The organism is Pelotomaculum propionicicum (assembly GCF_048984525.1).
Lineage (GTDB): Bacteria > Bacillota > Desulfotomaculia > Desulfotomaculales > Pelotomaculaceae > Syntrophopropionicum > Syntrophopropionicum propionicicum_A.
The window spans coordinates 49,205-69,904 of sequence record NZ_JBMGJC010000016.1 but is presented as its reverse complement, the minus strand read 5'-3'; the positions used below and the strand labels follow the sequence as shown (position 1 = coordinate 69,904).

At 49.8% G+C, this 20,700-nt stretch carries 10 protein-coding genes and 1 pseudogene; 10 read left to right on the top strand and 1 reads right to left on the bottom strand.

Annotated features, from left to right (window positions below; genetic code table 11):
* The first annotated feature begins 326 nt into the window (after nucleotides 1–326).
* The 4 genes from ACOBQJ_RS15525 (at nucleotide 327) to ACOBQJ_RS15510 (ending at nucleotide 10,120) form a co-directional block, all read left to right on the top strand.
* Nucleotides 327–4,307 (top strand): methyl-accepting chemotaxis protein, encoded by a 3,981-nt coding sequence (locus tag ACOBQJ_RS15525; RefSeq protein ID WP_421072682.1) that lies wholly within the window; start codon nucleotides 327–329, stop codon nucleotides 4,305–4,307.
* 744 nt (nucleotides 4,308–5,051) lie between these two features.
* Nucleotides 5,052–6,206 carry an exonuclease SbcCD subunit D gene (locus tag ACOBQJ_RS15520; RefSeq protein ID WP_421072681.1) on the top strand — a complete coding sequence of 385 codons (1,155 nt, stop codon included), beginning with the start codon at nucleotides 5,052–5,054 and terminating at the stop codon, nucleotides 6,204–6,206.
* Complete coding sequence (locus ACOBQJ_RS15515; RefSeq protein WP_421072680.1) at nucleotides 6,203–9,268, top strand: AAA family ATPase; 3,066 nt, start codon at nucleotides 6,203–6,205, stop codon at nucleotides 9,266–9,268. Before ACOBQJ_RS15520 ends, ACOBQJ_RS15515 begins: the two co-directional genes overlap by 4 nt.
* 312 nt (nucleotides 9,269–9,580) lie before the next feature.
* Nucleotides 9,581–10,120 (top strand): beta family protein, encoded by a 540-nt coding sequence (locus ACOBQJ_RS15510; protein WP_421072679.1) that lies wholly within the window; start codon nucleotides 9,581–9,583, stop codon nucleotides 10,118–10,120.
* Here the strand turns inward: ACOBQJ_RS15510 and ACOBQJ_RS15505 are convergent.
* Entirely contained in the window at nucleotides 10,053–10,388 is a 336-nt protein-coding gene (locus tag ACOBQJ_RS15505) for a sce7726 family protein (RefSeq protein WP_421072696.1), read from the bottom strand. The genes ACOBQJ_RS15510 and ACOBQJ_RS15505 overlap by 68 nt on opposite strands.
* Before the next feature lie 324 nt (nucleotides 10,389–10,712).
* On the opposite strand from ACOBQJ_RS15505, the pseudogene ACOBQJ_RS15500 reads away from it, so the two are divergent.
* The 6 genes and pseudogenes from ACOBQJ_RS15500 to ACOBQJ_RS15475 form a co-directional block, all read left to right on the top strand.
* Nucleotides 10,713–10,922 (top strand): annotated as a pseudogene (locus ACOBQJ_RS15500) (BrxA family protein); the annotation flags it as partial.
* 177 nt (nucleotides 10,923–11,099) lie between these two features.
* A complete protein-coding gene (locus ACOBQJ_RS15495; RefSeq protein ID WP_421072678.1) occupies nucleotides 11,100–14,324 on the top strand; it encodes a helicase-related protein in 3,225 nt (1,074 codons plus the stop codon).
* A gap of 24 nt (nucleotides 14,325–14,348) precedes the next feature.
* Nucleotides 14,349–15,029 carry a DUF4391 domain-containing protein gene (locus tag ACOBQJ_RS15490; RefSeq protein WP_421072677.1) on the top strand — a complete coding sequence of 227 codons (681 nt, stop codon included), beginning with the start codon at nucleotides 14,349–14,351 and terminating at the stop codon, nucleotides 15,027–15,029.
* On the top strand, nucleotides 14,996–15,547 hold the full coding sequence (locus ACOBQJ_RS15485) for a hypothetical protein (RefSeq protein WP_421072676.1): 552 nt from the start codon (nucleotides 14,996–14,998) through the stop codon (nucleotides 15,545–15,547). Before ACOBQJ_RS15490 ends, ACOBQJ_RS15485 begins: the two co-directional genes overlap by 34 nt.
* A complete protein-coding gene (locus ACOBQJ_RS15480; protein ID WP_421072675.1) occupies nucleotides 15,548–17,497 on the top strand; it encodes a site-specific DNA-methyltransferase in 1,950 nt (649 codons plus the stop codon).
* Between the two features lie 115 nt (nucleotides 17,498–17,612).
* Nucleotides 17,613–20,660 carry a type III restriction-modification system endonuclease gene (locus ACOBQJ_RS15475; RefSeq protein WP_421072674.1) on the top strand — a complete coding sequence of 1,016 codons (3,048 nt, stop codon included), beginning with the start codon at nucleotides 17,613–17,615 and terminating at the stop codon, nucleotides 20,658–20,660.
* The last annotated feature ends 40 nt before the right edge of the window (nucleotides 20,661–20,700 follow it).

Genomic DNA, 20,700 nt, shown 5'->3' with positions numbered 1-20,700 from the left:
AAATTTGACTGGCTCTCATCTGATTAAAGAGCCAGTTTTTTATTGTAATACCGCAGGGCGTCTTTAATGCCGGGGCTGTAGGTGAGCTGAATCAGCCGCTCACAGGCGGCCCTGGTTTTTGTTTGCCCCGGATCTTCTGTCCAAAAGGTGGAAAAGTTTACACCGCATTAATCGGTTTTGCTAATAAGATATATTATAAATCAATCTTAATGTAATAAATAAAAACAAACGAAGAAATATAGGGTGGGAAAAGTGGCGATTGGAGCTGATATTATAAAAACCTTCATGATCAAGAATTGCTTTTACTTTTACAGGGGGTATGGAGAATGAAACTAAAGATCGGAACAAGGATAGGGATATGTTTTTCAATTCTTCTATTGCTGCTCGTAATAGTAGGTTTTGTTGCGAGTATTTCAAAGAGCACTGCCGGCAATATAATTTTGTGTGCTGTTGCCCTGTTAGCCGGCGGCGTCCTAAGTTATTTAACAACAATGTCTGTGAAAAGCTCTGTTGATTCACTGCTGGAAGAAGGCAAACGGCTGGCAGGGGCAATTGGAGAAGGCAGGTTGGACGCCAGGGGCGATGAATGCAAAGTAGACCCGGAATTCCAGGACGTTATCAGGGGAGCCAATGAAATTATTGACACAGTAATAAGGCCGCTCAATGTCTCGGCGGAGTACACCGGCCGGATAGCCAGGGGTGATCTGCCGCCGCAGATCACCGGCGCCTGCAGCGGGGACTTCAGACATGTTAAGGATAATTTGAACGCGTGCATTGAAACAATTGCCGGGCTGCGCGAGGAATCGGGCAGGCTGGTCCAGGCAGTCAGGGCTGGTAAACCTGATGTCCGCGGCAACGAGACGGTTTTCAGCGGTGATTGGGCCGGGCTGGTAAAAGACATGAACGGGCTGGCCCAAGCAGCGGCGGGCCCGGTTAATGAACTGAATACCGCCCTCAGCCAGATGGCGGCTAACGATTTCAGCCCGAAGAAATTTAAGGATTACAGCGGTGTCTGGAATGACCTTATAAATACTGTATGCGCTGTTAACAACCAGTTGGCCGGGGTTGTGGAAACTGTCAACGGTATCGGAAAAGGCGACCTCGGGTATTTGGATAACCTGAAGAAAACCGGGCCTGGAAGCGAAAAGGACCAGTTAACCCCTGCTTTTATCAGGATGGCGGAAGCAATCAAGGCCCTTGTGTCGGACACCGGCATGCTGGCAGGGGCGGCGGCGGAAGGCAGGTTTGAAACCAGGGCGGATGCCGGCAGGCACCAGGGCGAATTCCGCAAGGTAATAGACGGGCTCAACCATGCCATGGAGGCCGTGGCCGGACCGGTTGAAGAAATAATGGATAACATGCGCCAGATGGCGGTAAACGACCTCAGCAAGAAGATAGAAAAGGACCACGCTGGTATCTGGAAGGACCTTAACCTGGCCGCCAACGAACTGAACGAACACCTGACCAGTATTAAAAATACAATTATTAAGGTCAGCCGGGGCGACCTGAGCGACTCCGATATGTACAAGAGGGCCGGGCGAAGGAGTACTAATGATGATTTGGCGCCTGGTTTTATAAAAATGCATGAGGCCATCCAAAAACTGTTGGACGACACTAATAGGCTGGCCGGGGCTGCGGTGGAAGGCAAGCTGGACGCCAGGGCGGACGCTGCCAGGCACGAAGGCGATTACCGAAAGGTTGTCGAAGGGTTTAACAGCGCTCTCGACGCTGTAATCAGCCCTCTAAACGTGGCAGCTGAGTATGTTGACAGGATCAGCAAAGGCGATATCCCGCCCAGGATTACAGACAACTATAACGGCGACTTCAACGAGATCAAAATAAACCTGAACACCTGTATCGACAGTATCAACAATGTTGTGGAAGGGATGAACCAGTTATACGAGGCCCATAACGCAGGCGCCATTGACTTTTATATCCCGGAAGAGAGCTTTGCGGGAGTTTACCGGGACATGGCCACAGGCGTCAACAAAGTGGTTAAAACGCACGTCAGGAATATGTCCAAACTTTTGAAAGTAGTCGCTGCTTATGCGGAGGGCGACTTCTCCAAGGTCATGGAAAAGCTGCCGGGCAAGCAGGAGTTCGCCAACCTGAAGATGGACCAGATCAGGGGTACCCTGCAAAGCTTAATTAATGAAGTCGGCAACATGGTCCAGGCAGTTAAAGCAGGCCGGCTGGATGTCCGCTGTGACGCAAAAGCCTTTAGCGGTGACTGGGGCGGGCTGGTGGGCGGCCTGAACAGTATGATGGAGGCTGCGGCTGAGCCGGTGCGCGAGCTGATCAGAGTGCTGGAACGGACAGCGGTAAACGATTTTGGCCATAAAATCGATAAGGACTTTAACGGCATTTGGGAGGAAATGAAAGACGCCACCAACACTACAACAGAAAAACTTTCAACTATTGTCGAGGCAGTTACTAAAATCAGCAATGGAGATTTCAGCAACCTTGCTGACTTTAAAATGGTCGGCCGCAGGAGCGAGCAGGACGAATTGATGCCTTCCTTCGTTAAAATGATGGAGGCCATCAAGGCGCTGATAGCCGATGTGGATAGGATGTCGGCAGCCGCCGCGTCGGGCCAACTGGACACACTGGCCGATACCGGCCGTTACAGCGGCGAATACCGCCGGCTGATGGAAGGCATGAACGCCCTGATGAAGGCTGTAGCCGCGCCGGTCAAGGAAATTATGGACGTGCTCGCCCTGATGGCGGTCAACGACCTGAGCAAATCCGTGGATAAGGAATATACGGGCATCTGGAATGACCTCAAGGCGGCCCTTAACCGTGTCCATACTCAAGTTGAAAAAATAACGGCAACAGTAATCAAGGTATCCAGGGGTGATCTCGGCGAACTGGAATTGCTCAAAAAAGCCGGTCGGGGGTCTGATAATGACGAGCTGATACCAGGCCTGATCCGGATGCACGAGGCGATTCTGGGGCTGGTTAACGACACCGCCATGCTGGCCGCAGCCGCGGTGGAAGGAAAGCTGGGCGCCCGCGCCGACGCCGCAAAACATATGGGCGAGTACGGCAAGGTCATCGCGGGTGTCAACAACATGATGGACGCGGTAATCCACCCGATCAACGAAGCGGCGGACTGCCTCAAAGAAATGGCCGAAGGGAACCTGGGCGCCAGGGTCACCGGCACCTACCAGGGCGACCACGCCATAATCAAGGAAGCGCTTAACAGCTCCCTGGAAACGCTCAACGATATTATCAAGAAAGAGGCCGTCAGGTGCCTGCAGGAGGTAGCCAAAGGCAACCTCGACGTGGCTGTGACAGGCAATTACAAGGGTGATTACGCCATCATCAAGGACGCTTTAAACACCACCATTGAAGGTCTGAACGAAACTTTGAGCCAGGTTGCCGTCGCCATCGAGCAGGTTAACACCGGGGCCCAGCAGGTGTCGGATTCCAGCCAGTCACTGTCCCAGGGCGCCGCGGAATCAGCCAGCACCATGGAAGAGATAACATCGTCCATGCAGCAGATGAACAGCCAGACCAAACAGAACGCCGAAAACGCCATCAATGCCAACCAGCTGGCCGGCGAGGCCAGGGGCAACGCCGAGAAGGGCAACGTGCAGATGGGCTACATGGTTAAAGCCATGGCTGAAATAAACGATTCAGCGGCCAACATATCCAATATCATCAAGGCCATCGACGAGATCGCCTTCCAGACCAACCTGCTGGCATTAAACGCCGCGGTGGAAGCGGCCCGCGCCGGCAAACACGGCAAAGGGTTCACCGTGGTGGCCGAGGAAGTGCGCAACCTGGCCCAGCGCAGCGCCAAGGCGGCCAAAGAGACCGCCGAAATGATCGAAGGCTCGATCAAGAAAACAGAGGACGGCACCAAGATTGCCGAAGAAACATCCAGGGCGCTGGAAGAGATCGTGGTTGGAGTCAGCAAGGTAACCGACTTCGTCAGCGAGATCGCGTCCGCGTCCAAGGAGCAGGCCCAGGGCATAGGCCAGATCAACGAAGGGCTGGGCCAGGTGGACCAGGTCACCCAGCAGAACTCCGCCAGCTCGGAAGAACTTGCCGCGGCCAGCGAGGAGATGTCCAGCCAGGCCGACATGGTCAGGCAGATGCTCAGCAAGTTCAAGCTGAGGAAGCAGGCCGGCAGTGCCGCCTTTGCGGCGGCAGCTCTAAACACGGGCAAACCGTACCTGGCCCACAACAAGAGCAAGGCCGCCCAGAAACCCAGGCCGGGAGCTGCCCCCAAACCGTCCGCCAACAAGGTAAATCCGGAAGACATCGTCTCCCTGGAAGATGTGGATTTCGGTAAGTTTTAGTGGATTGGGGACATTCCTCGCTTGGAATCGGGGACATTCCTCGCCTGCAGGAATGCCTGTGAGAAAGGGGTGTCCCCGTTCCGCTGTCTGGTATCATGCAACGTAAGCAGTAACAGAGCATAGTCCCACTTGTTCCTTTCACTCCACAGAGGTGTAACCCATTCCGCTATCTGTAGGGCGGGATTCATCCCGCCGCTCCAATGCACCGTGGGAGCGTGTCTAGGGGACGGTTTGCCGAGCGTGTCTTGGGGACGGTTTTGTTGACACGATTTCTATTATTAAATCTCGAGACAAAAGCGTGTCAACAGAACTGTCCTCATGACACGGTCGAGAGAAAAAGCCTCTTAGAAAGAACTGTCCTCTTGACACGGTCCATTGAAATGAGCAAAGCGGATTCAACATCATGGGGACTTTGCCGACAACCCGTAGGGCGGGATTCAACCCGCCGTTCCAACTGACTCTTAAGCAGTTAATGAGTCAGTTTTATTTTTACTGCACCATTTTCCCTTAAACGATAATCGGGGACATTCCTCGCATGCAGGAATGCCTGTGAGAAAGGGGTGTTCCCATTCCGCTGTCTGGTATATCCAGTCATAAAATGCAGGATTACCCGGAAAATCCATCGAAATATGTATTCACGCAGAAAAATGTTGTTAGAAATTTCTTCTGGCTGACAAAGCGTGATCAGCTCTAAATGATATATTGACTATAGAACCAGGCAAATAACTTCCAGGGGGGATAAAAATGAGAATCCTGCATACCTCGGACTGGCATCTGGGGCGCATCTTTCACGGCATATACCTTACCGCTGACCAGGACCATGTCCTGCAGCAATTTATACAGCTAGTCAGTGATTCCCGGCCGGATGTGATATTAATCACCGGAGACATTTACGACCGGTCCGTCCCGCCCACGGAAGCGATCAAACTCCTGGACGAGACCATTTCCCGCATCCTGATGGACTACCAGATCCCCATCATATTAATCACCGGCAACCACGACAGCCCGGATAGGCTGGGCTTTGGCAACCGCTTGATGGCCAGGCAGGGACTGCACCTTATTGGACAGTTGACTGACGGGCTAAAACCGGTCGTTATAAATGATCAGTATGGCCCGGTCTATTTTTGCCCGGCTCCTTACGCCGAGCCCCCGCTGGTAAGAGAGAGGCTTTGTACGCCGGACGCGGTCAACCACGAGCAGGCCATGGTTTCTTTGATCCAACATTTATCCGCGCCTATCCCCGCAGAGGCCCGCAAGGTGATTTTAGCCCATGCCTTTGCCGCCGGCGGCGAGGAAAGCGAATCAGAGCGGCCTCTATCCGTGGGCGGCAGCGGGACGGTCAGCGCCTCCTTATTCCAGCACTTTAATTACGCGGCCCTGGGGCACCTGCACCAGCCGCAGAATGTAGGATGCGAACATGTCCGCTACGCCGGCTCATTGCTGAAATACTCGTTCTCCGAGGCGTCACGCCGGAAATGTGTGACCCTGGTGGAAATGGACGGCGCCGGCAAAACGTCGATTGAAACAATTTCCCTGACGCCCCGCCGGGACGTGCGCCGCCTGGAGGGATACTTTACAGACATCCTGGCCGGGCCTGGTAACGGGGAGAGCAGGGACGACTACATTATGGTCACCCTGCGGGATACTGGCCCCATCATGGACGCTATCGGCAAGCTGCGCCAGGTGTACCCCAACGTGCTCCACCTGGAACGCCCCTGTTTGACCGCGGGAGGGGAACTGCGCGGGCCCGGCGCCGACCAAAGGCGCCTGAACGAAGCAGACCTTTTCTCCTCATTTTTTGAACAGGTCACCGGAACACCCCTATCCGGGGAGCAGAATAAAGCTTTTGCTGAAACCCTGGAAAAATTCTACCGGCAGGAGAGGGAGGCGCAGTCATGAAACCAATTAAGCTTACCATAAGCGCCTTCGGCCCATATGCCGGCACGCAGGTAATAGATTTTACCGAGCTGGGCGAAAGGACTTTCTTTTTGATCCACGGCCCCACCGGCTCGGGCAAAACCACCATTCTCGACGCCATCTGCTTTGCCCTTTACGGGGACACCAGCGGCGCGGAGCGCAAGGGCGAACAGATGCGCAGCGGCCATGCGGACTTAACTGAACCTACCGAAATCACTTTCGACTTTGCCATAGGGGCTGATACATACCGCATACTGCGCTTCCCCGAGCAGGAGCGGCCCAAAAAGCGGGGCGAAGGGACCACCATCATGACGGCCAACGCCACCCTGTGGAAGAGGACCGGCGTCACTGACGACGCTGAAGAAGGCGCCGTCCTGGCGGTTGGCTGGAACAAGGTCACCGAGGTCGTGGAGCAGCTGCTGGGCTTTAAAAGCAGCCAGTTCCGCCAGGTGGTAATGCTCCCCCAGGGCGATTTCCGCAGGCTGCTGACGGCAGATTCAAAAGAGCGCCAGGCGATCATGGAGATCCTGTTCCGGACGGAATTTTACCGCCGCATTGAAGAGTCCTTAAAAGAGTCGGCCAAAAAGCTCCAGGCTGAAATCGAGCAGCTGAAGCATCAAAAAACATGGGTGCTGCAGAATGCCGGAGCGGAGACACGGGAGGAACTGGAACAGCAATACAGAGCAAACCTGGAGCAGCAGGCAGAAGTGCAAAAAACCATTGAGAAATGCCGCGCGGCCCTGAAAGAAGCGCAGGACCGTTTAGAAGCCGGCAGGCAGGTACGGGAAAAGCTGAAAGAGAAAGAGGGTGCGGAAAAAGCTCTCAAAGAACTGGAGCAGAATGCCGGGGAAATAGAGACAAAACGTGCTGAATTAACGCGGGCCAACCGGGCAGCCGGCCTGGCGGACGCGGAAAACCTGCTGAAGACCAGGCAGCAGGAAGCTGATAATGCTGCAACTCACCTGGAAAACAAAAAGTTTGTAAAAAATGAAGCAGAGTCAGCCTGCGAAAACGCGGCAAAAGTACTGGCGGAAGAGGAAGAAAAGGGGCCGGAGCGGGAGGCCGCCGGACTCAAAGTGGCCCAGTTGGACGCCCTTTCGGAAAAAGTCGCCGCCCTGGCCGGGGCGAACCAGGCGGTCAGCGATGCTGAAAAGAAAGTAAATGAAGCTGAAACGAGACAAAGGAACGCACAGGATTCCCTTGACGCTGTCCGCAAATCAATAGAAGAAAAATCAGCGGCATTTGCAGAGGCGAAAACCACGGCAGACCAGGCGGCAGCCCTGGAGTCAGCCTGCCGGACAGCCGAAGAGGCGGCCGCTAAAAGACAGTCCCTGGAGAAATTCCGCCGGGACCTGGCTGCAGCCCGGAAATCATACACTCTGGCTGAAAACAAACACCGGCAGGCCGAAGCCCGCCATAACGCGGCCAGGGAAGAACTGGCCGTTCTGCAGGAACAATGGAACAAGGGGCAGGCCGCCATCCTGGCTGGCGGTTTAACCAGGGGCGAGCCGTGCCCAGTATGCGGTTCACCGGACCACCCGCATCCTGCCGCGCCCGGAGCCGGCCTGCCCTCGGAGGCGGACCTGAAATCACGCCGGCAGGCTGTAATTGACCTGGAGGCCGCTCTTAGTAAAGCCAGGGATGAGTTCAGCGACATCAAGACAGTAAAATCAACAGCCCAGAGCAGGACAGAGGACCTGGAAAAAGAACTGGGCGAAAACGCCCATATTGATTTGGCTTTTTTACAGGCTAAAGCCGGCAAAGCCAGGGGGCTCTGGTCGGAGGCCCGCCAGGCGGCAGGAACTGTTTCCGCCCTTGAGGACGCGGTTAAGAAACTGAAGGAGCGGGAAGAGGCTGCCGGCCGGCAGTTAGAAGTATGCAAAAAAGAATACCAGAAAGCTTATACGGAGCTGGAAACGGCCCGGGCTGTTTTACGTGAACGCGAGTTATCCGTTCCCGAAAACCTGCGCGACGCGGCAGCTTTGAGCAAAGCCCGGCTGGAAGCCAGGCAAAAGAGGGACAAGCTTATGGCAAACTATGAAACCGCTAAAAAAGCGGCGGATGCAGCAAAGCAGGCCCTGGCCGCGGCAGCAGCGGCAGAGAATGAAGCTTTGGCAAACTGGCAGGCTGCCTTGACGCTGGCGGAAAATGAAATGCGTTCATTCCAAAAGCGCCTTGAGTCAGCGTGCTTTGACAGCCTGAAAGAATACCGGGAAGCCAGGAAAACGCCGGAAGAGATTCAAAAAACGGAAAAAGAGATCAAAGGTTTTGACGAGAGCCTCCATGCCGCCAGGGACCGCCTGGCGCGAGCTACCGGAGCGGCAGAGGGTTTAGCCGAGCCGGACCTGGACAAGCTGGCCCTGGAAGCAGCTGAAACAAAAGAAGAGCATGATCAACTGCTAATCAAGGAAGGCCGGCTTCAGACACAGGTAAAGGAAGGAGACAGGAGCCTGAAGAAGCTCCAGGAACTCGAAGGTCAGCTGAAGGGCCTGGAGGACAGATACCTGGTGTTCGGGCGAATCTCCGAAGTAGCCAACGGCAGAAACAAATACGGCCTGACCTTCCAGCGCTTTGTGCTGGGAGCGCTGCTGGACGACGTCACCATAGCCGCCACCGAACGCCTTAAATTAATGAGCCGCGGCCGCTACCACCTCCAGCGCACCACGGAGCTGGCCCGGAGAAACGCAGCCGGCGGCCTGGACCTGGAGGTCTTCGACACCTATACCGGCGCCGCCAGGAACGTGGCCACGCTTTCCGGCGGGGAGACCTTCCTGGCCTCACTGTCGCTGGCCCTGGGCCTGGCCGATGTGGTCCAGTCCTACTCGGGCGGCATCCACCTGGATACCATTTTCGTGGACGAAGGCTTCGGCACCCTGGATCCCGAATCGCTGGACTTTGCCATGCGGGCCCTGATTGACCTGCAAAAAGGCGGCCGCCTGGTGGGGATAATTTCCCATGTACCGGAATTAAAAGAACGCATCGACGCCAGGCTGGAGGTACAGCCGACTGACAGGGGGAGTGTGGCGGGGTTTAGGGTAGTGTAACAGAAAAGCGGAGATGAATGGCAATATCGATTCAAGCTCCGTCTCCATGAAAAAGTTGGGGTTCGGGGTTGGAGAATCACCTAGAAAGCGCTTTATATAATATTGTGAGCAGAATGAGATGAAAGTAAAATATAAACTAATAAGATTGCCGAGTTCAGGCATTGGTTTGTTAACCTGGATAAAAGATGTCCAGGTTTTTTTGTTGGAGAAAAATCTCTTAGATTAACAAAGGCACCAAAAGAGGAAACACTTTCCATGTGTCTAATATTACCTTAAATGGATGAAAAAACAATTAAGAGGGGTTGATGTATTATGGCAATCTATTACCCGGTAATACGCTGGAAACTTGGTGAAAGAGCTGCACTTGTAAATTTGACACCTGCAGTGAAAGACCAAATTTCACCAATCATTGAATTTCCCTTTAATTGTGATTACGATGACCGAAAAGTTACAGATTTCTGTAATAATGCTTCCACCGATTGGGGAGTTGGGCGGCCTTTCTATTTAGATCTTTCCACAGTTGATTTTGACGATGCACCCACAGGTACTGACCATCCAGCATTGGAGCTTTTTAGAAATGCGAACCGACTCGGGCTGGAACTAATCCCCATTTTTAATGTTGATATAGATCCAGATTTGTTAATAGCAATTCAAGACGCCTATACAGACGGATTATTTAGATATATCGCACTACGAATAACGGAGAATGAAGATGATGCAGCTGCTGATGAGGCTCGTGATATAATTGGTGAAACAGGTATTAATATTGATGAAGTTGACTTGATCATTGATTTACGAGACGTTTCTGATGGGGAATTTGGATGCCCCACCACTCAGGGATTTTGTCCTTAGCTTTAGCGATTAATCTTTGACTACACACAAGCGTTATCGAATCAAATATCTTATTGTATAATTCAGCCTGTCTTGGTAAACGATCTAACGTATCTCTATCACTTTTGATTTCGTATCCAATTAAACTGCAATTAACAATTGCAATGTCTATCCTCGTGTCTCCCCAACAGATTGGCAGTTCATCGACAATGATTGTATGAGTACCGGCATATTCTTTTTGTAGCTTGTCTTTAAGTGCTGTGCGAATATCACAGTCACATAACAACATCATTTCACTTCCCTTAAAAACAGATTAAAAATTTATGATTGATCATTGTTAAATTTTACATTATAATAAGGGATCACACATGTCAATAGTTAATATAACCTTCTGGAATTTTTTACCTATCTGGTTGTTAAAATGACATTAATAATCATGGTCCCATATGCTAAACTAAAAGAGCCACAGGCCATCTCCGCCCGCCTGTGGCTTCCTTAATTTGATAAAGATACAAATATGAACCTTGAGCATACCTTTACAAAAATATTTGTTATATAATGAAAAAAACAGTAAAAAAAAGAGGCAGTACAGTGAAAGAAAAAATATACAGCGCAAAAATTTAAAAAAGCCCCTTTTACTTTTTTTGAACTGAAAAAAGCGGTGTCACTAGCCTTGCAAGGGTTCAGTCCTGACGGAATCAAAGAAAAAGTGGTACGTGACAATACTTTTCAGGTAAATATACGAACGCAAAAAATAGCTGGCTCGAATGATCTTAAAGAGAATACGGGCTTTGGACGATTATCTATATTAGCAGTTAGTTAAAAGGAAGCGTCGCGATAGAAAACTCATTGTTGTCTACTACATCGTGAAAACTGAACAATTGCACTGATTTATATGCACCGGTTAGACGAGTATACCGTTCTTTGCGTTGAATTAAGTGATATTATGGAATTGGCGCCGGATCAGAGTGATATCTTACAGCCATAAAGGAGCGGTATTATGGAAATATTTGATAACGTCACAAAAACTGTCAAAGATGATTTTACTGTCACAGTCGAGAAGGGATGCCGCCTTTCTATAGCTGCCGCCTGTTTTTCCATATATGCCTACCAGGTGCTAAAGAAACAACTCGATCATATCGATGAACTGCGTTTCATTTTTACATCGCCTGCATTCGTCACCGAAAAAGCGCCTAAAGAAAAGCGAGAATTTTATATCCCCCGCCTCAACCGCGAGCGCAGCCTTTATGGAACGGAATTTGAAGTGAAGCTGCGCAATGAACTGACGCAAAAGGTAATCGCCCGCGAATGCGCCGATTGGATTCGTAAAAAGGTCAGGTTCAAATCAAATACCACGACTGAAAATATGGGCGGCTTCCTCAATATAGAGACCGGCAGCGAGCAGATTACATATATGCCGCTTGGCGGTTTCACCACCGTGGACATTGGCTGTGAACGCGGAAATAACAGCTACAACATGGTGAACAAGTTTCCTGCGCCCCACAGCCTGGAATATATCCGGGTGTTTGAAAGTGTCTGGAATGACAAAACAAAATTACAGGATGTGACCGAAGAGGTCATAGACAGCATCACCGCCGCCTACAACGAAAATTCTGCTGAGTTCCTTTATTTCGTGGCTCTTTACAACATATTCAACGAATTCCTCGAAGATATATCCGAGGATGTGCTCCCCAACGAGGCGACCGGGTTCAAAGAGAGTAAAATCTGGCGCATGCTGTATGAATTTCAAAAGGACGCGGCCCTTGCCATTATCAACAAGCTGGAAAAATATAACGGCTGTATTCTGGCCGACAGCGTGGGACTCGGCAAGACGTTTACTGCTCTTGCAGTTATTAAGTACTACGAAAACAGAAACAAATCGGTCCTTGTGCTGTGCCCAAAGAAACTGACAGATAACTGGAACACGTACAAGGACAACTATATAAACAACCCCATTGCCGCCGACCGGCTGCGCTATGATGTGCTCTATCACACTGACCTCTCCAGAAATCACGGCAAATCAAACGGACTGGACTTAGGGCGCCTGAACTGGGGCAACTATGATCTCATCGTTATCGATGAGTCGCACAATTTCCGTAATGGCGGCGAGGTATACGGTGATGATGCAAGGGAGAACCGTTACCTCCGTCTTTTGAACAAGGTGATCCGTCCAGGCGTGAAGACTAAAGTGCTCATGCTATCCGCGACACCGGTGAACAACCGTTTTGTCGACCTGCGCAACCAGCTCGCCCTTGCCTATGAAGGCAATCCCAACCTGATAAATGAAAAGCTGAATATATCTAAATCGATTGATGAAATTTTCCGTAACGCGCAAAGAGTGTTTAACATCTGGAGCCAGCTGGAGCTGAGGAAGAGGACGACAGCGGCGCTTTTGAAAATGCTCGACTTCGATTTTTTCGAAGTGCTAGATAGCGTGACCATTGCCCGCTCACGAAAGCATATAGAAAAGTACTACATCATAAACGAAATCGGCAGCTTCCCCGAAAGGCTCAAACCGGTATCTCTGCGGCCGAGCCTGACCGATTTAGATAACGCCATTAATTATAACGAGATATATGACGAGCTAATGAAGTTGAACCTGGCTGTCTACATACCAACAGATTTTATCTTTGAGAGCAGAAGGGACAAATATGTAGACCCTAACGTCAACATCAACCGGGCCGGGCGTGAGCAGGGTATCCGCCGCCTGATGAGCATTAACCTCCTGAAACGGCTGGAAAGCTCCGTCTATTCCTTCCGTCTTACGCTCCAGCGAATACAAGAGTTGATTGATAATACGATTGCTGAAATTAACAAATTCGAAAGTGATGGGGGAGCCGATATCGAAATGACCGAACTCAGCGACGATACTGATTTCGATTATGATGATCAGAACACTGATTTTTTCACCACCGGCAGAAAAGTGAAGATCGACCTAAACGACATGGACTATGTTACATGGCGCGCAGAGCTTCAAAAGGACTCAGACATATTGGAACTGCTAACGCTTATGGTGGCTGACATCACGCCGGAACATGATACGAAGCTACGTACCCTGCTGCGTCTGATCTCAGAAAAAATTGAATATCCAATTAACGAGAATAATAAAAAGGTCCTTGTATTCTCAGCATTTTCTGATACAGTCGAATATCTGTACCAGAATGTGAGCGGGTTTGTAAAGGACAAATACGGTCTTAACACCGCCATGATAACCGGGGATGTGGACGGAAGGACAACCATTCCGAAGTTCAGGGCGACCTTCAATAATGTCCTGACTTGTTTTTCTCCCGTATCAAAAGACAAAACGCTGCTCATGCCGGATTCAACTGACCGCATCGATATCCTCATCGCCACCGATTGTATTTCCGAGGGACAGAACCTGCAAGACTGTGATTACGTTGTTAATTATGATATCCACTGGAATCCGGTCCGCATTATCCAGCGTTTTGGGCGTATTGACCGCATCGGCAGCCTCAACGTCCGAATACAGCTTGTGAACTTCTGGCCGGACTTGACGCTGGATGATTATATAAACCTGAAAAGCCGTGTGGAAACCCGCATGAAAATTTCCGTCATGGCTTCCTCCGGCGACGACGACCTCATTAACGCCGAGGAGAAAGGCGACCTTGAATACCGCAAGGCGCAGCTCAAGCGCCTGCAGGAGGAAGTCGTCGACATAGAGGATATGTCCACAGGTATTTCCATTATGGATTTAGGTTTGAACGAGTTCCGGCTCGACCTGCTTGACTACATTAAAAATAACGGTGATTTGGACAAGATTCCATTCGGGCTCCACGCTGTGGTACAGTCAAAGGACGATGCTCCTCCCGGCGTTTTATTTGTGCTAAAAAACATTAACGGTGGTGTGAACATTGACAACCAGAACCGCCTCCATCCGTTCTATATGGTGTATATCGCGGACGACGGCGAGGTTATCTGCGACCATCTTTCGCCCAAAGAAATGCTGGATAAAATGCGGTATCTCTGCAAGGGAAAGATAGCGCCGCTGGTAGATCTTTGCCACACGTTCAACGAGGAAACCAATGACGGCAGGGACATGCGCCGGTCATCTGAATTGCTGAGTGAAGCCATCAACTCTATCATCGACGTGAAGGAAGAGAGCGATATCGACAGCCTGTTCAGGAGAGGGGGCACGTCCGCTTTGAATACGACTATATCAGGGCTGGATGATTTCGAGCTGATCTGCTTCCTCGTAATACGCTGATGGGAGGCGCCTCATATTATTGATTTGCCGAGAGGAACGGTATTCAACCGGCGTATACCGAAACAGAAGTTCTACGAAAACCTGTCCGTTACTGCGGAACTCAAGCGAGTATTTGTGGAACAGATCAACGTGATTTACTGGAAGAATAAAATCGCACCCTCCACGGTGAATATTGCCGCCGGGGAAACGGTCGATGAAATAGAAGTCATAGAGATACGCCTGAACCAGCCCGGCCTTGACAAGCGGGTGCTGCTATTGATTGACAAAGAGATCCCCTACCATATCCTGTTTCTCCTTGTACATGAGGGTAAAGTACAGGCTTGGATCGGGTATAAAGAACAGAGCCAGGGTAAGCTAGCGGCTTTCAAACCAGGCGCTTATTACCACACCGAATGGCAGCCTGTGGACGAATTATCGCTACGGCTGGACGGTCTTAACATGGATTCGGTGTATGAGAGCTTTATACGACAAATCGCCGGGGATAGTTTGGAAGACAAACCAGGCGGCGATTTGAAAGACGCGGTCGCCCGCGATGAGCGGCGGCAAAAGCTGCAAAAAGAGATTGTCATTCTGGAGAACAAGGTACGCCGCGAAAAGCAGTTTAATATCCAGGTCGCGCTCAACGGCGAGTTGAAGCGACTGAAGAAAGAATTGGAGGGACTGGGGAGAGAGTGCAAGGAAATGATTTTGTTATATCCAAGGTAGAACTTATTACTGAATGGGGTATTGCTTTAACCAAATTAATCGATATCGACCTAAAAATTCTTGGTGGAAAAAATCAAAATGAAAGAAGCATTGCTTACCGATTAGTGATCTATCTTCACGAGCGATTCTCGTGGCTTGAAAAATACGGTATTTATATTGATGGCGAATACAACAGGGATGATGACGGCGACACCAAAAGGCCTAATCCCAAAGAGAACCATTCTGATAATAATACCTGGATTGCGCCGGATATTATACTGCACGAGCGCGGTAGTGCTAAGAATAATTATCGAAACGATATATTTTACTGCGAAATAAAGAAAAACTCATCGGATGAAGAAAGTGATGATGACAGAAAAATAAAAGAGCAGATGAAAAATCGAAAATACCAATTTGGAATTAACATATATAAATTGAATTCTAAAAAAGTGGAACTTAAGTTGTATACAAAGGAAACACTTAATAGTCCTCAGAGATATGGCTATAACATTAAAACAAAACAGCTGGAGGAACTGTAAATGGATAAACCCCGCTTTGAATCTCCGGATATGGCAACTGCGAACATCAACAAAATTTCTGAAGTGTTTCCCGGTGTTGTCACCGAGGGAAAGGTGAATTTCGACCTGCTGCGCTCCCTGCTGGGCGTCGAGGTGTATGGTGACGAAGCCTATGAGTTTACCTGGGTAGGGAAAAAAGCCGCTATTGCCGAGGCGGGGCGCCCTATCCGTAAGACGTTGCGCCCCTGCGTGGAGGAGAGTAAAAACTGGGATACCACCGAAAATCTCTACATTGAGGGAGACAACCTCGATGTGCTGAAGCTACTTCAGGAAAGTTATCTTGGTAAAGTAAAGATGATTTACATAGATCCACCGTACAACACGGGCAATGATTTTCTGTACCGTGATAATTTCACGCTCGAAAAGGACGAGTATGACGAGCAACTGGGCATATTCGACGAGGACGGAGATCGTCTTTTTCGTAATACCGAAAGCAACGGGCGTTTCCATTCCGACTGGTGCAGCATGATCTACCCACGCCTCGTGTTAGCACGAAATTTGCTTACTGCGGATGGGATTATTCTTATGAGTATTGATGATGCTGAAGTGGCGCAACTTCGGAAAATTACTGATGAGATTTTTGGTGAGCGCAATTTTGTAGCTTGCCTTGTCTATGACAAGAATAGAAAAAACGATGCTAAATACTTTTCTGTTGGGCATGAATACATGCTTGTATACTTCAAGAGTGCCCAAACTATTTATGATATGGGTTTGGTACTACGCGCTCCTAAAGAAGGCGTAGATGAAGTAAAAGCTGAATTCATGCGGCTTCGAAAAATGTATAAAGATGATTGGGAAAAAGTTAATGAAGGGTTAAAAGCATTGTATGCTTCATGGCCTAAAGATGATGAGCGAAAACCTTTGGCACGGTTTACAAAAGTTGATGAACATGGGCCATTTAGAGACGATGGAAACATAAGTTGGCCAGGGGGTGGTGGCCCAAAATATGAAGTACTTCATCCTATTACTGGGAAACCTTGTAAGGTTCCTGATGCTGGTTGGAGGTTTCCAAATCCACAAAGGATGCAAGAAGAAATAAAAAATGGCAGAGTAGTTTTTGGGCCTGACGAAACAACTTTGCCTCGAATTCGTCGCAACCTTTTTGAAGCAGACCAGCAGGTTATGCGAAGTGTGATTTTTAGTTATGCACAAACGGCGACTATGGATTTTAATAAGATATTTGATAATATTCGTGTGTTTGAAAATCCAAAGAGCACAGATGATATTAAAAAGTTGATTTCATATATTACTAATCCCAAAGACGATGATATTATTCTCGACTTCTTCTCTGGGTCTGCCACAACCGCCCACGCAGTAATGCAACTCAATGCTGAGGATGGCGGTAAGCGCAAATTCATCATGGTGCAGCTGCCCGAACCCTGCGCTCCAGATAGCGAAGCAGCCAAAGCGGGCTATGCCAACATCTCAGAAATCGGCAAGGAACGCATTCGCCGAGCCGGAGGGAAGATCAAGGAAGAAGCCGGGCTGACGGCGCAAAACCTTGACATCGGCTTCCGCGTCCTCAAGCTGGATTCCACCAACATGCAGGACGTATATTACGCGGCGGGAGAATACAACCAGGACTTGCTTTTGCTGATGGAAGACAACATAAAAGATGACCGTACCGACATGGACCTACTCTACGCCTGCCTTCTGGACTGGGGCTTACCCCTCTCCATGCCGCACACTCAGGAGAAAATAAGTGGATTCACCGTACACAACTATAACGACGGCGACCTCATCGCCTGTTTTGACAAGCATATCAGCGACACGGTAGTTAAGGAAATCGCCATGCGCCAGCCGCTACGCGCTGTGTTCCGCGACAACAGCTTTGCCGGCAGCCCTGAAAAAATAAACGTGGAGGAAATCTTCAAGCTGCTCGCGCCCAACACCAGCGTGAGGGTGATCTGAAATGAAACAGAAACATGAAATCATGTGTTTCCAAATTGGAAACCGTTCAACCATTAAAGATTTTTTAATAGATCAACTTGTGCAAATAATGCACCGGTTCGGGAGGTGACGGCAAATGAAACTGCAATTCAAACACCAGAAATTCCAGGCGGACGCGGCAAAAGCAATTTGTGATGTGTTCACCGGGCAACCCTGCCTCACGCCCACCTACATGATGGACAAAGGTTATGTAAAAAACGAGCAGATGGCAACGGACGAAGCCGAACGCTTTACCGGCTTTGGTAACTATCGGCTCGTGCCGGAATTGAACGACGGCGTTATCCTGGAAAACATCAATAAAATCCAGCGGAGCAATCAGATTGAGCCCTCCAAACAGTTGGTGGGGCGGTACAACCTGACTGTGGAAATGGAGACTGGTGTCGGGAAAACGTATACATACATAAAAACCATGTACGAGTTGAACAAACGATACGGCTGGAGCAAGTTCATTATCGTCGTGCCCAGCGTCGCCATCCGGGAGGGTGTGTATAAGTCTTTCCAGATTACTGAGGACCATTTCGCTGAGGAATACGGCAAGAAAATCCGGTATTTCATCTATAATTCCGCGCAGCTTACCGAGATAGACCGATTCGCTTCCGACAGCGCCATTAACACGATGATCATCAACTCACAGGCGTTTAACGCCAGGGGCAAAGATGCCCGGCGTATCTACATGAAGCTGGATGAGTTCAGGAGCCGTAAACCCATTGACATCCTGGCCAAAACGAACCCCATCCTGATCATCGACGAGCCGCAGTCGGTGGAAGGCGCAGCTACCAAAGAACGCTTGAAAGAATTCAATCCACTGTTCACGATTCGCTATTCGGCGACGCACAAGAAGGACAGTGTTTACAACATGATTTACCGCCTGGACGCCATGGAAGCCTACAACAAGAGACTGGTTAAGAAAATTGCCGTTAAAGGCATTTCTGTTACGGGCAGCACAGCGACGGAGGGGTATGTGTATCTGGAAAGTATCAACCTTTCAAAGGGTAACCCCACCGCCACCATTGAGTTTGACGTTAAAGGCGCAAAAGTTCTCCGCAAAACGCGGCGTACTGTCGGCGAAAATTTCAACCTGTTTCCTAACTCCGGTGAACTGGCCGAATACAAGAATGGATATACCGTACTGCGGATCGACGGGCGGGACAGTTCCATCGAATTTACCAACGGCATCAAGCTCTTTGCCGGTGATGTTGTCGGTGCGGTCAGCGAGGAGCAGCTTCGACGCATCCAAATCCGCGAAACCATCCTCTCTCATATCGAGCGGGAACGTGGCCTGTTCTACAAAGGTATCAAGGTGCTGTCGCTTTTCTTCATCGACGAGGTGGCAAAGTATAAGCAGTACAACGATGCCGGACAAGCCTTTAATGGTCTCTATGCCAATATGTTTGAGGAAGAATACAATCAGATAGTAGGCAACCTCCAGATCGAGATCGGCGAAAGCGATGAATACCTGAAATATCTTGACGGCATCAAAGCAGACGAAATCCATGCCGGGTATTTTTCCATCGATAAAAAGAGCCATCGCTTGGTGGACAGCAAGCTGGGCGATAGGAAAGAACGTACCTCCGATGACGTGGATGCCTATGACCTGATTATGAAAAATAAGGAGCGTTTGCTTGACCGCCGTGAGCCGGTACGGTTCATCTTTTCACATTCCGCCCTCCGCGAAGGCTGGGACAATCCGAACGTGTTTCAAATCTGCACGTTGAAGCAGAGCGGCAGCGATGTCCGCAAACGGCAGGAAGTCGGGCGCGGCTTGCGGCTGGCGGTCAACCAGAGCGGCGAACGTATGGATACAAATCTGTTGGGTGAAGATGTCCATAACGTCAACGTGCTTACTGTTGTCGCCAACGAAAGTTATGACAGCTTCGCCAAAGGCTTGCAAAACGAACTTGCCGAAGCTGTGACAGACAGGCCGCGCATGGTCACGGCTGAACTGTTTATGAACAAGGTCATCAAGGACGCTGGCGGCGCTCAGCAGGTGATCGATTTAGAACTGTCTCAAAGTATTTACGAGGGTCTCATTGTCAGCGGATATGTGAAGAAAGGCGTCCTCACGGAAAAGTATTACGAGGATAAGAGAAACGGCAATATCAAGATTGCCGAGGAAGCCGACGATTGTAAAGAAGCTGTTATAGCGATCATCGACTCAATCTATGATACACGCGCTATGCAGCCGGAGAACGCCCGGAAAAACAATGTCGAACTGAAGCTGGACAAAACCAAGCTGGGCTTGCCGGAATTCCAGAAGCTCTGGGCTCAGATCAACGCCAAGTCCGTGTATGTGGTGGAATTTGACCAGGAGGAACTGGTTCAAAAAGCGATATCGGTCCTGAACCGCGAACTCCGTGTTTCCAAAATACATTTCAAGGTCGAGTCCGGCACGATGACCGACATCCAATCGCGGGAACAGCTGCAGGCCGGCGCGGCCTTTGTAAAGGAAGATAACGAGGTTTTCACAGCCGAAATAACCTCCAGCGCGGCGGTGAAATATGACCTCGTGGGGAAAGTTGTTGCTGAAACGGGGCTAACCAGAAAAGCCGTCGTGAGCATCCTGCGCGGAATCAAAAAGGCTGTTTTTGGCCAGTTTGCCAATAATCCGGAGGAATTCATAATCAAGGCGGCGCAGATTATCAACGAACAAAAGGCTACAGTGATCATCCAGCACATTACCTACGACAAACTGGATGCTGTGTATGACACCACCATTTTCACCGAGCCGACGCTAAAAGGGCAACTTGGTGTAAACGCGATGGCGGCAAAAAAGCATTTGTATGACCACATACTTTACGATTCAGCGAACGAGAAAACTTTCGCGGAAAACGTAGATACCAGCAGTGAGGTTGCGGTCTATGTGAAGCTCCCGAACGGTTTTTACATCAGTACACCGGTCGGAAAGTATAACCCAGATTGGGCCATCGCTTTTTATGAGGACAAAGTGAAGCATATTTACTTTGTCGCTGAAACGAAGGGCTCCATGTCCACCATGCAGCTCCGTATGGTGGAAGAAGCAAAAATCCACTGCGCCCGTGAACACTTCAAGGCTATCAGCACCGATTCAGTTGTGTATGATGTGGTGGATAGTTACGCAGCGCTGCTGGATAAGGTTATGAGTTGAAGCAATCTTTATAATTTTTATAAATAAGAAAAATACCCCT